General features: G+C 66.9%; 15 protein-coding genes. 11 read left to right on the top strand and 4 right to left on the bottom strand.

The window, feature by feature from the left end; translation table 11 throughout:
* Nucleotides 1-70: 70 nt before the first annotated feature.
* Nucleotides 71-241 carry a hypothetical protein gene (locus FK530_RS25940; RefSeq protein WP_158645149.1) on the top strand — a complete coding sequence of 57 codons (171 nt, stop codon included), beginning with the start codon at nucleotides 71-73 and terminating at the stop codon, nucleotides 239-241.
* A gap of 422 nt (nucleotides 242-663) precedes the next feature.
* On the opposite strand, the gene FK530_RS19470 is transcribed toward FK530_RS25940, so the two are convergent.
* A complete protein-coding gene (locus FK530_RS19470; RefSeq protein WP_146488637.1) occupies nucleotides 664-909 on the bottom strand; it encodes a hypothetical protein in 246 nt (81 codons plus the stop codon).
* A gap of 508 nt (nucleotides 910-1,417) precedes the next feature.
* Here FK530_RS19470 and FK530_RS19465 point away from each other — a divergent pair.
* The 5 genes from FK530_RS19465 (at nucleotide 1,418) to FK530_RS19445 (ending at nucleotide 4,453) form a co-directional block, all read left to right on the top strand.
* A complete protein-coding gene (locus FK530_RS19465) occupies nucleotides 1,418-1,846 on the top strand; it encodes a hypothetical protein (protein WP_146488636.1) in 429 nt (142 codons plus the stop codon).
* 16 nt (nucleotides 1,847-1,862) lie between these two features.
* Nucleotides 1,863-2,600: a hypothetical protein gene (locus FK530_RS19460; protein WP_146488635.1), complete on the top strand. Its 738-nt coding sequence runs from the start codon at nucleotides 1,863-1,865 to the stop codon at nucleotides 2,598-2,600.
* A gap of 67 nt (nucleotides 2,601-2,667) precedes the next feature.
* Nucleotides 2,668-3,198 carry a DUF6932 family protein gene (locus FK530_RS19455; protein WP_146488634.1) on the top strand — a complete coding sequence of 177 codons (531 nt, stop codon included), beginning with the start codon at nucleotides 2,668-2,670 and terminating at the stop codon, nucleotides 3,196-3,198.
* On the top strand, nucleotides 3,185-4,078 hold the full coding sequence (locus tag FK530_RS19450) for a hypothetical protein (RefSeq protein WP_146488633.1): 894 nt from the start codon (nucleotides 3,185-3,187) through the stop codon (nucleotides 4,076-4,078). The genes FK530_RS19455 and FK530_RS19450 overlap by 14 nt, the downstream gene beginning before the upstream one ends.
* 153 nt (nucleotides 4,079-4,231) lie before the next feature.
* A complete protein-coding gene (locus FK530_RS19445) occupies nucleotides 4,232-4,453 on the top strand; it encodes a hypothetical protein (protein WP_146488632.1) in 222 nt (73 codons plus the stop codon).
* Between the two features lie 67 nt (nucleotides 4,454-4,520).
* Here FK530_RS19445 and FK530_RS19440 read toward each other — a convergent pair whose 3' ends face one another.
* The gene (locus tag FK530_RS19440) at nucleotides 4,521-4,856 is read right to left on the bottom strand and encodes a histone-like nucleoid-structuring protein Lsr2 (protein WP_146437695.1); all 336 of its coding nucleotides are present in this window, start codon (nucleotides 4,854-4,856) and stop codon (nucleotides 4,521-4,523) included.
* A 33-nt stretch (nucleotides 4,857-4,889) separates the two neighbouring features.
* Entirely contained in the window at nucleotides 4,890-5,222 is a 333-nt protein-coding gene (locus FK530_RS19435) for a hypothetical protein (RefSeq protein WP_146488631.1), read from the bottom strand.
* Between the two features lie 344 nt (nucleotides 5,223-5,566).
* Between FK530_RS19435 and ettA the strand changes: the two genes are divergently transcribed.
* From ettA to FK530_RS19415, 4 genes are all read left to right on the top strand, one after another.
* Entirely contained in the window at nucleotides 5,567-7,240 is a 1,674-nt protein-coding gene (ettA, locus tag FK530_RS19430; protein ID WP_146488630.1) for an energy-dependent translational throttle protein EttA, read from the top strand.
* Nucleotides 7,241-7,431: 191 nt separating this feature from the next.
* Nucleotides 7,432-11,652 (top strand): NAD-glutamate dehydrogenase, encoded by a 4,221-nt coding sequence (locus FK530_RS19425; RefSeq protein ID WP_146488629.1) that lies wholly within the window; start codon nucleotides 7,432-7,434, stop codon nucleotides 11,650-11,652.
* A 67-nt stretch (nucleotides 11,653-11,719) separates the two neighbouring features.
* Nucleotides 11,720-12,154, top strand: a complete 435-nt coding sequence (locus FK530_RS19420; RefSeq protein ID WP_166443318.1) for an acyl-CoA thioesterase — start codon at nucleotides 11,720-11,722, stop codon at nucleotides 12,152-12,154.
* Nucleotides 12,151-12,795 carry a DUF8185 domain-containing protein gene (locus FK530_RS19415; protein WP_146488627.1) on the top strand — a complete coding sequence of 215 codons (645 nt, stop codon included), beginning with the start codon at nucleotides 12,151-12,153 and terminating at the stop codon, nucleotides 12,793-12,795. The genes FK530_RS19420 and FK530_RS19415 overlap by 4 nt, the downstream gene beginning before the upstream one ends.
* Here the strand turns inward: FK530_RS19415 and FK530_RS19410 are convergent.
* On the bottom strand, nucleotides 12,784-13,413 hold the full coding sequence (locus tag FK530_RS19410; protein WP_146488626.1) for a MerR family transcriptional regulator: 630 nt from the start codon (nucleotides 13,411-13,413) through the stop codon (nucleotides 12,784-12,786). The two genes, FK530_RS19415 and FK530_RS19410, sit on opposite strands and share 12 nt — an antisense overlap.
* An 83-nt stretch (nucleotides 13,414-13,496) precedes the next feature.
* Between FK530_RS19410 and FK530_RS19405 the strand changes: the two genes are divergently transcribed.
* Nucleotides 13,497-13,982 carry a DUF4188 domain-containing protein gene (locus FK530_RS19405; protein ID WP_146488625.1) on the top strand — a complete coding sequence of 162 codons (486 nt, stop codon included), beginning with the start codon at nucleotides 13,497-13,499 and terminating at the stop codon, nucleotides 13,980-13,982.
* Nucleotides 13,983-13,994: the final 12 nt, after the last annotated feature.

The following is a 13,994-nucleotide window of genomic DNA, read 5'->3' as shown; positions in this document are numbered from 1 at the left end:
CGGCCGTAGACGCCCTCCATCCGCCAGACGCGCCGAACATCTCCACGCCCGCACGCACCGGACGCACCTGGTGAACATCTACCCCATGCCCCGAGTCATGCACTCCTGCGAACAACGCACCCTAGCCATCGACACCACCCGCAAGGCGGTCGTCCACATCGACGATGTGCCTCGGCTCATCGACCTGCTTCAGGCCGCTCTTGACGCACAGCGCAGGCACGACCAGCGCGGCGACCAGTGACCGACGCACAGGTGCTCCACACCCTCGTGGCGCAGCTCCTTGACAACCTCAATTCGCGCGGAAAGGAAGAACAATCCAACTCACGAATCCGCACGGAGGACAACACCTCTCCAGCACACGTACAGCACCACGACTGCTCACAGTAGGTCTGAGCCAACACCCTCACATGGTCACCATCACGGCCCAGCACGCACGCACAACCCTCACCTACGCCGAAGCATGGAAGCTGATCGACACCTTGAGCGATGCGCTTGAAGTCTTCGAAAGGAACAGATGAGAAATCCGAAACCAATCGATATCGACAAGACCATCGACGAGGTCATGAAGGCCGAATATGAATGGCTCGAATCCCTCGGCGCTGAGCATGTCAGATTGCGCCAGCCCAGGCCGGGGCCGAGCTATTTCGAGGACTGGGATATCGACTAAGCGGCGACCGGTTCGCCCTCGTCGGCAAGACCGGCAGCAAAACCTTCCGCGTAGTTTTTCAGATCCTCGACACACTGTTCCTGCGTCCGCTTTACGATGGCTCGTTCTTGACGCTCACCGGCGCTGAGCAACAGCAGGAACCCCGCGCCAGCGAACACCAGACCACCAAGCAGGAACGCGCCCAGATCGGGAGTGAGCGTGATGCCGGCGATGACCACAACCAGGGCGATGATAGCGCGCATAGCAAGAACCTCCGAGATGGAGAAGCGAATGGGAATACATCAACAATAGCCCACCGGCACACGCAAACACAAGCACTAAAAGACCGTCACGGGAATGGGTGGGGGGAGGGCATGACCCCAACCTCGTGACCGACTCCTTTGCGTGTCGGCCTGCCCCCGCACGCCAGGATTCAGCCCTTGGAGCTGGGACGATTCACCTGCGGCTTCGAAGCGGAAAACGGTATTCGGGCGGAAGAATGAATTGGACTTAAGAAGTGGAACGATGATGAATGATCGATTGAAGAATGTGGTGCGGTCTCCTTTGACTGCGAATGCGGTGCGCCTCTATTTGGGGCTCGCGACTATCGCGGTGGATCGGGTGACGCCTGAGACTGACTTCACGGACGTAGGGCGAATATCGGGCATGTCTCGGTCATCTGCTTTCCGCGCGGCGGCGGAGTTGGAGCGTGACGGCTTCATCGTGCGCATCTCGGATACGTGGTGTGCGCCGATCTGGAGGCTCACATAGATGGACCCAACCGATACCATGGGCGAGGCTGGAAAGTCGCTCTACGTGGCTCTCAGCGCCCATTACGTTATTGATGATGTGAACCTTGCGCTGGTGCTGGAAGCGTGCAGGATTGTGCAGCAGACTGCACGGATCAATGATGCTCTTGAGGGTGCTCCGCTGACTGTGGTGAACGCGCGCGGGGACACGATTTGCAACCCGCTTGTCCCTGAACTCCGGCAGCTTTCGACGGCGTTGCGAGGGATCTTCAACAGCCTGGGTGTGTCAAAGCTCGAACAATACCGGTCAGCTCGACAGCGCGGCCCAGCTGGACAACTGATTGATAAACACCGCGAGCGGATTGATATTCAGAACCATATCGCAGAGTTGCAGAAAGAACTAGAGGATCGGCAGCGGATGGAAGACTTCCTCGCCGGCAACCTCGACTAACAAGAAGGATTGAAATATGGACATGGGACACAACGTAATTACCGCGCAGGACCACGCGCGCGCCGTCTACGAGGTCACCGCGACTAACCTCGGTGAAGTGCGCAAGGCCGTCGATGCCCTCGACCAGCTGGGAATCCGCGTGAAGGCGGAGAAGGACAAGTTCAACAAGATCCGCAATTTCGCGGGCGAGATCGCAGCGATCAGCAAGTTCAAGGCGACCGAGCTGAATGTCGATGATGTTCTGCGCGAGGCTCGCGAGGACGCTCCGAAGCTGGACGAGATCGCTGCGCGTGTGTCCGGTACGCACCTCCATGAGTTGCGGCAGGGTCTGGCTGTCCACGGGGAGGCTGCGTGCTCGGCGATCGATAAGGTCCGCGCCGACCTTCATGCGCGCTGGTTGGAGCTGTCGCCAGAAGTTGGTCACTTCAGCGCTGAGGATGCGATCACTCACGATCGGGTGGACCTGTGGCAGGAGTTCCGGACGTTGGCAGGCCAGTGGAGCACTGTCCGTGTCTGGGAGAACGCTCTCCTGCGGGTTAATGCGCTGCCGTCGGAGCGGGGGCGGAACTCTGCCGGCGGTGGTCGGGTCCGCAAGGGGCACGACGTGTGGCAGCGGTACTCGGGGCTGTTTGACCTGCGCATCGAGGACGACCTCGCGCCGGTTGCGTATGCGGTTGCTGCGGAGAAGTTGGAGGGTGCGGGCGATGGAGTGACGGACGCGAACTCGAACATGTCGTTGGTCGCCCTCAAGTAGAGCCTGGGAGGTCGACTTGCTCCCGGTTTGTATGAGTTTGGGCGGTGATCATGGCAGGATTCTGCTCATGATCCCTGCTCTCGAAGCCAACGGTTGGCTCCCGCGCGGTCGGTTCTGCGCTGGCCTGGATGAGGTGGAAGAGCGGTTTGTACTCAGCGGCGAGTTCGGTGACTCGGCGAGGCGTCCCGAGGTCTGGGAGGACTTCAAGTCATTGCTGGCGTTGATCGCGGACTTGAAGGCGAAGGTGCCTGCCGTGTTTCTTGGCGGGAGCTTCGTGACCGACGCCATGGAACCCAGCGATGTCGACGCGGCGATCATCGTAGACACGTCCCGCATAAGGCGACCCGAAACTCTACAACGGGTTGCCAATACGATTGCGGGAGCTAAGCGTGCAGGGCTGGCCGTGGACGGGTTCATGATCCCGTGGCACCCTGATGGGACCCAGTACGGCCAGGAGCCCGCTTACGTCGAGCTGCGGGGCGTGTGGGACGACTTCTGGCAACGCTACGTGCCGAAGCCTGACCGCAACCCCCCTCAGCGGCATCACGCCATGCCGTTGAGGGGCTACTTGGAGGTGACAGTCGATGGCTACAGGTAGATCGTCCGACCCTCGCCACCTCGCGGAGCTGGCACGCCGGATCGAGGACCTCGACCTTCCGACGTTCGAGTCGTCTGAGGAAGTCGCGCGGTCTGAGGTTGCGCGGGCTGCCAGACATTTCGGCTTCGCGCAACCGTCGTTCAGGTCTTCTCTGAAGCTGCGCTTCACCGGCGAGGGAGTGAACGGCAACTCGCTTGAGGGTGACGTCGCGGCTGACGTGATTGGAGCGATTTCTGAATCCGTAAGCGAGGCAGGGTCGAGCCTTCGCAATCTTAGCAGTGCCGAAACGAAATTGTACCTTTCCCCGACAGTCGAAGCCGGGTCGACGATCTTGGAGCTGTACAGCGCTCCGGCGCCTTCTGCGGAAAGACTGGACATCGAGATCGATGACACCCCGGTCGACGGGGCAATCGATGCACTATTGGATGTTTTGGCAAGCGATTCGGATCAGCTTGAGGTTCCTGGGGCTCTTGGAAAGAAGCTCTACGCGCTGTCCAAGAGCATCATCGACGGCCGTGTCGATTTGGAGCTGACTTGGACCCGTCCTCGTGGCGCGAGGCGAAAGTTGGGATTCGATCGGGAATCGGCTCGGGCACTCCGAGACACGCTTGATGTGGACACAGTCAAGACGATCGATGTCGAAATGCGCGGCCAGCTTACATCGATCTCGACCGGCGGTGAGATCGCGATCGTGCCCCAAGGGAAGAAGACGGCGGTGAAGGTCGACGCCCGGAAATGGTCGCCGACGGAGTTGCGCACCTTGTGGGCGGAGAATGTTGTTGCAACCTGGGCGGAGACGTCCACTAGTCACCCCATGCGTGCACACGTTTCGGTGGTGCGAAAACTCTTGACCATCAGGGCGGACGCAGCCGTCGAATGACCGAGCGGGAACCAACCGACGATGAGCTGGTCGACGCCTTCGAACGCGCTCACCCAGGAGCGGATGACCGTATGCGGCTTGCGCTGTGGTTGGGGCGGAAGGTGACCGCGGAGGAGTGGCCCGACTCGTGATGCACGCTGGTAATCTCCACGCATGACGAACCCGAACACGCCGTTCATCCCGCCGCAGATGCTCCCCGTACCTCTGTACCGTCAGCCGGTAGTAGTCGCAGCCCTGATCGTGTTCGCGGGCCTGATCTTCGCGGGATTGATGGTGTGGCAGCCGTTCGCGAAGCCCGATCACCTGAGGGTGCACGACACCTTCACGACGACAAAGTCATGCGTCACGTACAAGTCGTCAGTTTCATGTAACTAGACACGGAAGCGCCCCGCTCAGTTAGTCAGAGCGGGGCGCTATTCGTCGTTATCGGGATCTCCCGACGCTACCGGGCGTTGTACGCGTCAATCACCGGCTGAGCGATACGCCCACGATCGGACACCGTATGCCCATTCTCCCGCGCCCACTGCCGAATCGCGTTCGACTGCTTGCGATCCAGAGGTGTGCTGCTGCTGGAGCTGGTGCGGGCGCGCGGCTTGCGGCTGCTGACCTTCCTGCCGGCCTCTACGAACGGGGCCACGGCCTTGCGGAGCTTGTCGGCATTCTTCTTGCTCAGGTCGATCTCGTACTCAACGCCGTCGATTGCGAAGGTCACCGTCTCGTCTGCCGAGAGGGTGTCGTCGATGTCGTCGGTGAGGGTGACTACTACTTTGCGGGCCATGCAGTGAACTGTACAAGCCGCGCCTGAAACGACTCACTGGGTCGACTTGTCCAACATCGCCAGGATTTCACCGCCGACTTCGACCAGAGTGCGGAGCGTTTGCACCGGAACGCCGTATATCTCGTGCGTGTCGTCAATCAGGATGTGTACCATCCCGTCGCCGAAATGAGCGACTTTCACGCCGTCGCGCTCGATGCGCAGTTCGCGCGTAAGCCGTGCGCACGCATCGTCCAGCCATGTGGTGACCTGAGCCCGGATGGTCGCGATCTGTTCCTGGGTGAGGTTGTAGGGCTGCGGCATGAGGGCATCGAGGGCGTCGTGAAGCTGGGAGTCCGCGGCGGAGGAGATCTCGGGTGTGGTGGTCATGACGGTTCCTTTCGAGGTGATGGTGGTCGGTGCGGGGGATAGGGGCAGGCTCATGCGAACCACGCCCAGGCGAGCCATACGAACGCGTAGAGGGCGACGTAGGTGCCTGTAACGAAGGTGAGCGCGCCGAGGAACCTGCGCAATGCCAGGCGGGCCGCAGAACCAGCGGTGGGTAGACTGGGGTCAATGGGCATGACGGGGAGATCCGTTCTGCTTGTGGCCCTCGTGAGCGTGGCAGCGCTCCGAGGGTCAACTTATGGACAGGTCGCGGAGCAGCGCAGTAGCAGATCAGTAACCCGCAGCCCGCACGAGGCGAAGTAACACCAGGTCACGGAGGTATTGCGGTGAGTGAGTTCATCTACACCATGAAGAAGGTGCGCAAGGCGCACGGCGACAAGGTCATTCTCGACGACGTGACGATGTCGTTCTACCCGGGTGCGAAGATCGGCGTGGTCGGGCCGAACGGCGCGGGTAAGTCGTCGATCCTCAAGATCATGGCGGGCCTGGATCAGCCGTCCAACGGTGAGGCCTTCCTCGATCCGGAGGCCACCGTCGGCATCCTGATGCAGGAGCCCCAGCTGGACGAGTCCAAGACGGTCAAGGAGAACGTCGAGGACGGCCTCGGCCAGACCATGGTCAACCTGCGTCGCTACAACGAGGTCGCCGAGCTCATGGCCACCGACTACACCGACGAGCTCATGGAGGAGATGGGCAAGCTGCAGGAGCAGCTGGACGCCGTCGACGCCTGGGAGGTCGATTCCCAGATCGAGCAGGCGATGGACGCGCTGCGCTGCCCGCCGGGGGACTCCACGGTCGAGCACCTCTCCGGCGGTGAGAAGCGCCGCGTCGCGCTGTGCAAGCTGCTGCTGAGCAAGCCCGACCTGCTGCTGCTCGACGAGCCCACCAACCACCTCGACGCCGAGTCGGTGCTGTGGCTCGAGCAGCACCTCGCGAGCTACCCGGGCGCCGTTCTGGCCGTGACCCACGACCGGTACTTCCTCGACCACGTCGCGCAGTGGATCTGCGAGGTCGAGCGCGGCAAGCTGCACGGCTACGAGGGCAACTACTCCACCTACCTGGAGAAGAAGGCCGAGCGCCTCGAGGTGCAGGGCAAGAAGGACCAGAAGCTGCAGAAGCGGCTCAAGGAGGAGCTCGCCTGGGTCCGCTCCGGCGCCAAGGCCCGGCAGACCAAGAACAAGGCGCGCCTCGAGCGGTACGACGAGATGGCGGCGGAGGCCGAGAAGCACCGCAAGCTCGATTTCGAGGAGATCCAGATCCCGACGCCGCCGCGTCTGGGCAACGTGGTGGTCGAGGTCAAGAACCTGGACAAGGGCTTCGACGGGCGCGTCCTGATCAAGGACCTGAGCTTCACGCTGCCGCGCAACGGCATCGTCGGCGTCATCGGCCCCAACGGCGTCGGCAAGACCACGCTGTTCAAGACCATCGTCGGCCTGGAGTCCCCGGACTCGGGCGACGTGAAGGTGGGCGAGACGGTCAAGCTCAGCTACGTCGACCAGAACCGCGCGAACATCGACCCGAAGAAGACCGTCTTCCAGGTGGTCTCGGACGGGCTCGACTACATCACCGTCGGCCAGAACGAGATGCCCGCCCGCGCCTACGTGAGCGCGTTCGGCTTCAAGGGACCGGACCAGCAGAAGCCCTCGGAGGTGCTCTCCGGCGGTGAGCGCAACCGCCTGAACCTGGCGCTCACGCTCAAGGAGGGCGGCAACCTGATCCTCCTCGACGAGCCGACCAACGACCTGGACGTCGAGACCCTCTCGAGCCTGGAGAACGCGCTGGAGCAGTTCCCCGGCTGCGCCGTGGTGATCTCCCACGACCGGTGGTTCCTGGACCGGACCTGCACGCACATCCTGGCGTGGGAGGGCAACGTCTCCGAGGGGCAGTGGTTCTGGTTCGAGGGCAACTTCGAGGCCTACGAGGCGAACAAGATCGAGCGCCTCGGCGCCGAGGCGGCGCGCCCGCACGCCGTGACGCACCGCAAGCTCACGCGCGACTGAGCCCCTCCGCGAACGACGACGCCCCCGGCCCGCGCCGGGGGCGTCGTCGTTCATTACTCGCCCGTAGCCCCCACCCCGGACGTAATGTGGTGCCCGGAGCTCACTGGCTCCGTCACACCATGGCAACGGCGCCGCGTGCTGACCCCGCATTTGGCGTGCCGCTGCCACGACCCCGCAGGAGGAGCACGCCCGTGGCGCAGTCCGCGATCGATCCGTCCGTCTTCACTCGCGTCGCGTCCGTCGTGGCCGCGCAGCCGCCCGGAAAGTCACCGTCGGACTTCGTGACCTGGCTGTCCGAGGACAACGCCCGCATCCTCGGGGCCCGGGTGGACGGTGACGGGACCGGCGTCCTCGCCGAACCCGGCGCGAACCTGCGGGCCGTCATCGACGCGATGCCCGCGCCCGAGCCCGGGGCCGTCTCGGTGGTGGAGCTGGCGCAGCCGCTCGGTGATGCCGCCGGCTCGCCGTTCCTCCTGGCCGCGGCGCCCGCGGACGGCGGCCCGGTGGAGCTGTTCGCGATGGCGCTCACCGTGCTCGGCCTGCACCACAACGTCTTCGGTATCCCCATGGTCGGCGCGAAGATCGAGCGCGTGCTCGCCCGCATCGGCGTGGACCGCTCCGATCCGGCCAACCAGCGCCTGATGGAGTACATCCAGACCTACCCGCGCCTGCGGCTCGTCGTCGCCGACGAGGACGAGCTCGCCCGTGTCTTCGGCGCCCTGCGCGATCTGGGGGACGACGACCTCGCACTCTTCCTGCGGACCGACAAGCTCGCGCGGTTCGCCCGCGCCCTCGTCTACCTTCCCCGGGACCGGTACACCTCGCGTGCGCGCGGTGTGCTCATCGACGTGCTCGAGGACGAGACCGGCATGCACGTCGACCGGTTCACCGCGCGCGTCACCGAGTCGGCGATCGCTCGGATCCAATTCGTGCTGCTGCCCCGCGGTGAGGACGCCGTACCCGTCTTCCAGGCGGGCGACGAGGCCCGCATCCGCGCGCGGCTCGGCGACGTGAGCCGGACCTGGGACGAGGACGTGCTGTCGGCGGCCGCGGCCACGGGCGCCGATGCCGCGACCGTCTCGGCGTACCTCCCGGGCATCTCGCCCAACTACAAGGAGGACCAGTCCCCGGAGGTGGCGCTGCTCGACATCCGTCGGATCGCGGCCCTGCCGGCGCAGGGCAGCGACCTGGTCTTCTACGACCCGCCCGGGGACCGCGGCGCGAACCTCGGTTTCACCATGTACATGACCGGCGGTCAGGTCACGTTGTCCCAGGTGCTGCCGGTTCTGCAGTCCCTGGGCGTCGACGTCCTGGACGAGCGGCCGTACACGGTGCGCCGGCCCGACGGTGCGCTGTGCTCGGTCTACGACTTCGGGCTGCGGGTCTCGCCGGTCCTGCGCGCGACCGCCGCGGAGGGCGTCGCCGAGGCGGACCTCCCCGCTCACCTGGCACGGCTGCGGGGCCTGGCGAGCGAGGGCGCCGCCGCCGTGTGGCGCGGCGAGGCCGAGGTCGACAGGTTCAACGAGCTGATCTTCGCCTTCGGCCTGGATTGGCGGAGCGTCGCGCTGCTGCGCGCCGTCGGCCAGTACCTGCGCCAGTGCGGCTTCCCGTACAGCCCGGGCCACATGGCGCAGGTGCTGCTCGAGCACCGTGACGCGGTCCTCGCACTGGGCCGGCTGTGGACGGCCACCTTCGACCCGATCGCGGCCGATTCCGACGCGGCGGAGGCCGCCGAGGCCGACCTCAAGGCCGCCTTCGCCGCGGTGACCAGCCTCGACGCCGACCGGATCCTGCGCGCCTACCTGCACGTCATCCAGGCGACCGTGCGCACCAACTTCTACGCCGACAAGCCGGTCATCTCCATGAAGCTGGAGCCGGGCCGCATCCCCGAGGCGCCCAAGCCGCGGCCGCGCTTCGAGATCTTCGTGTACTCGCCCCGCGTCGAGGGTGTGCACCTGCGCTTCGGCATGGTCGCGCGCGGTGGCCTGCGCTGGTCGGACCGCCGCGAGGACTTCCGCACGGAGATCCTCGGCCTGGTCAAGGCCCAGGCGGTCAAGAACGCCGTCATCGTGCCCGTCGGCGCCAAGGGCGGCTTCGTCGTCAAGCAGGCCCCGCAGCTGACCGGCGACGCCGCGGCCGACCGCGATGCGCAGCGCGCCGAGGGCGTCGCGTGCTACCGCATGTTCATCTCGGGCCTGCTGGACGTGACCGACAACCTCGGCCCCGACGGTGCGGTCCTCCCGCCCGAGCGCGTCGTGCGCCGGGACGCCGATGACACCTACCTCGTGGTCGCCGCGGACAAGGGCACGGCGTCCTTCTCCGACATCGCCAACGACGTCGCCGCCGGCTACGGCTTCTGGCTCGGCGACGCCTTCGCCTCGGGCGGCTCCGAGGGCTACGACCACAAGGGCATGGGCATCACCGCCCGCGGCGCCTGGGAGTCGGTGAAGATGCACTTCCGCGAGATGGGCGTCGATACCCAGTCCGAGGACTTCACGACGGTCGGCGTGGGCGACATGAGCGGCGACGTCTTCGGCAACGGCATGCTGCTCTCCGAGCACATCCGGCTGGTCGCGGCGTTCGACCACCGCGACATCTTCCTCGACCCGAATCCCGACGCCGCCACCGGTTTCGCCGAACGGCAGCGGCTCTTCGACCTGCCGCGGTCGTCGTGGAAGGACTACGACACCACGAAGATCAGCGAGGGCGGCGGCGTCTTCAGCCGCGATGCGAAGTCGGTGCCGATCAGCCCGCAGGTGCGGGCAGCACTGGGCCTCGCCGACGACGTCACCGAGCTGACGCCGCCGGAGCTGATGCGGGCCGTGCTCCTGGCCCCCGTCGACCTGCTGTGGAACGGCGGCATCGGTACGTACATCAAGGCCTCCACGGAGACGAACCTGGACGTCGGCGACCGCGCCAACGACGCGATCCGGGTGGACGGACAGCAGTTGCGGGCGAAGGTAGTGGGTGAGGGCGGCAACCTGGGCGTCACCCCACTCGGCCGCATCGAGTTCGACCGCGCCGGCGGCCGGATCAACACGGACGCGATGGACAACTCGGCGGGGGTGGACTGCTCCGACCACGAGGTGAACATCAAGATCCTGCTCGACCGGCAGATCACCGCGGGCGCGATCCCCGAGGGCGAACGCCACGACCTGCTCGTCAGCATGACCGACGACGTCTCGCGACTCGTGCTCGCCGACAACGTCTCGCAGAACACGGCCCTCTCGGTCGAGCGCTCGCTCGCCCCGAAGATGGTCGACGTGCACGCGCGGATCCTCGCGGACCTGTCCCGCAACCGCGGCGTCGACCTGCGACTCGAGGCGCTGCCGACCCGCAAGGAGACCGACAGGCTCCAGGCCGCCGGGCTGGGGCTCAGCTCGCCGGAGCTGGCGAACCTCATGGCGCACGTCAAGCTGGCCGTCAAGGACGACGTGCTGTCCGGCGACCTGCCCGACAACGACGTCCTCGTCGCCAAGCTGCCCGAGTACTTCCCGGACCGGCTGCGTGAGCGGGCGGGCGAGGCCGTCTTCGCGCACCCGCTGCGCCGCGAGATCGTGGCCACGCAGACCGTGAACGAGATGGTCGACAACGCAGGCGTCAGCTTCGTCTACCGCCTTGCGGAGGAGACGGGCGCCGGCGCCTCCGACGCCGTGCGCGCCTTCGTCGCGGTGAGCCGCGTCTTCGATCTGCCCCGCACGTGGGCGGAACTCAAGGAGGTGCCCGTCTCGGCGAGCGAGACCGCGGCACTTCTCGCGGAGAGCCGCCGCGTGCTCGACCGCGGGGCCCGGTGGATGCTCACCAATCGGCCGCAGCCGATCGCGATCGGTGCCGAGGTCAACCGCTACGCCGATCGGATCGCCGCGCTGTCGGCCGCCATGGGCTCCTGGGACCTGCGCTACGACCGGCACGCGTGCGCCTCGTCCGACCGCGCGATCGCCGCGGGCGTGCCAGCGGAACTCGCGTACACCGTGGGCCGCGCGCTGTACCGGTTCAGCCTGCTGGACGTGGTGGACATCGCGGACATCGCCGAGCGGGAGGACGACGAGGTGGGCCGGCTGTACTTCGCCCTCATGGAGCGCCTGCGGGTGGACGAGATGCTGGCCGCCGTCGCCGAACTGCCCCGCGGTGACCGGTGGAGCGAGATGGCGCGGCTCGCGCTGCGCGACGACCTGTACGGCGCGCTGCGAGGCCTGACGATCGAGGTGCTCAACTTCACCGATCCGGCCGAACCGGCGACGCAGAAGATCGGCGACTGGGCCTCGCACAACGCGCGTCGGCTCGAGCGCGTCGGTGCACTGCTCGGCGAGATCCTCGATCCCGCCGACGGCACGAGCCCCATCGCCAACGACGAGTCGCGGCTCTCGGTGGCGACCCGGGCGCTGCGCTCGCTGCTGCGGCACGTGGGGTAGCGGCGGGACGGTCCGCTAGCGTGGAGTCGTGACCGATTACAGCTTCACCGCGGCGGGCGTCACGGGAGTGCGCACCGTCTCCGACGACGGTGCCGTTCTCACGGTGCCGGTGGACGTGCGCTGGTCCGACATGGACGTCTACCAGCACATCAACAACGCCCGCATGGTGACGCTGCTGGAGGAGGCGCGGATTCCGCTGCTGTTCGCACCGGACGCGCCCACCCGTGACCTGCTCGACGGGTTGCTGCTCGCGAAGCTCGAGGTCGAGTACCGCGGACAACTGCGGCATCAGGATTCGCCGCTGCAGATCACGCTGTGGACCTCCGCGGTGCGCGCCGCCGACTTCGTGGTGCACCACGAGGTGCGACCGGCGGGCGCCGCGCTCGACACCGCTCCCGCGGTGGTCGCTCACGTGCGGCTCGCGGCCTTCGATGTCGCGGAGCAGCGCGTGCGCCGCCTGTCGGGGGAGCAGCGCGACTACCTGAAGTCGTTCTCCCGGTGAGTGATCGGCGACTGACGGTCGCGGGAGCCGGACCGCGCGCGAACCTCGCGGCGTTCGTCACCCGTCTGCTCCGCACCGACGACTCGGCTGTCATCCGGGTGCGCCGCCGCGGCGAGGAACACCTGGAGGTCTGGGGCCGGACCGGATTCGGGGTGCTCGCCGTGCGGGTGCTCAGCGGTGCCGTGGCCCCCGAGTCCCTGGTGTGCAGCGCCGCGACCGTGCTCGACTCGCTGCGCCTGGCACCGTCGGACGAGGGCGGCTACGTGGATGTGGGCTTCGCCCTCGACTCCGCGTGGCGCGGCGCCCTGCCGCCCGTGACGGGCTTCGCGCACCTGGACGACGTGCCGGCGCAGGCGCTGCGCGCGGTCGCGGCGCGGGGCGTCGAAGTGGGGCGTGAGGCGGGCGGTCCGGCGGGCCCGCCCCCGTCCCTCCTCGACTCGGAGGTGGTGAGCGTGCGCTCGGGTGGTACGACCGTGCCGATCAGCCTGCGGACGGCATTCGCCCTGGAGGCGATGGGATTCGCCGCCGACGGTGCCGACGAACCGGTCCGGGTGTCGGCGTCGGCGACGTGGGTGCGTGTGGACGCTCGATTCGGCTCGCTCTACCAGCGGCGCGAGGCGGGGCCGGGCCTACTGGTCTGAGCGCTTCGCCGCCTCGTAGAGCTGGGCGGTGCGGTTCTGTTGCGCGAGCCGCCGCAGGGTCTGCAGCACCTTGTCCGACAGGACCGTGCCGACGATGGCGGTCCGCAGCGCCTGTGCGTCGTCCTCGGTGAGGGTGTCGAGGTCGGAGGCCGCCACGATCTCCGCGGCGTCCGCCCACCGTTCCACGGTGTCCCGGCCGCCCACGTCGCAGGTGTCGGCGAGCGCCTTGAGCTGGGCGCCGAGCTGGGGGAGCAGCACCTCGCCGTCCTCGATCCGCCAGCCGCGCCGCTCGACGAACTCCGTCGCCACGGCGGTCCAGTCGGCGTCCGCCTCGAACCGTTCCGAGTCCATCAGCGCCTCCTGCGCCACCCCGAGCAACTCGTGGCGCGGCACCGTCGGGCTGTCGAGTGCGTCGATGACACGCCGCACCTGCGCCAGCGAGAGTCCGCCCGACTCCACCAGTGCGCGGATGAGGCGGACCCGCTCGACATGTGCGGGGCCGTACTCGGACTGCGTACGGGTCACGGGCTCGCCGGGCGCGAGCAGCGACTCCCGGAGGTAGTACTTGAGCGAGGCGGTGCTCACGCCGGTCTCCGTGGAGAGTTCCGACAATTTCATCCCTCGATCTTGACATGGGATAGCCCCACTCTCCAATATGGGTAGTGGCACTATCCAAGCTGGCTCCGGCAGGGAAGAGACTCATGAACCACGATCTGCAGACCGACACCCACGAGGGCGACCTGGTCGTGTTCCTGCTGGGAATGCGCCCGCGGCGCACCTGGCGCCTGGGGCAGGCGGCGTTCGTCGGGCGCTCGCTGCGCCGGATGCAGGCCGAGATCGAGCGCGACCGCGTGAACGGAGGCGCCCTGGGATACCTGGGCGGCTTCGCGGCGATCGCGCCCGGCGGGCCGCTCCTCGTGCAGTACTGGCGCAGCTTCGAGGAGCTCGAGCGGTACTCGCACTCGACCGATTTCGCACACCGTCCGGCGTGGCTGCGGTTCTACACGATGGCCCACGCCGAGGGACGCTCGACCGTCGGCATCTGGCATGAGACCTACCGGGTCCCGGCAGGGGCGCACGAGTCGATCTACGCGGACCTGTCGGCGCCCGTCGGGCTGGCCGCGGCCGTCGGCGCGCAACCACTCTCCCGGCGGGGCCGGACCTCGCGGGAGCGGATCGGGGCGTGACGGCGCGGCGCG

The organism is Tsukamurella conjunctivitidis (assembly GCF_007858475.1).
Taxonomy (GTDB): domain Bacteria; phylum Actinomycetota; class Actinomycetes; order Mycobacteriales; family Mycobacteriaceae; genus Tsukamurella; species Tsukamurella conjunctivitidis.
This window is presented reverse-complemented; position numbering and strand designations above follow the sequence as displayed.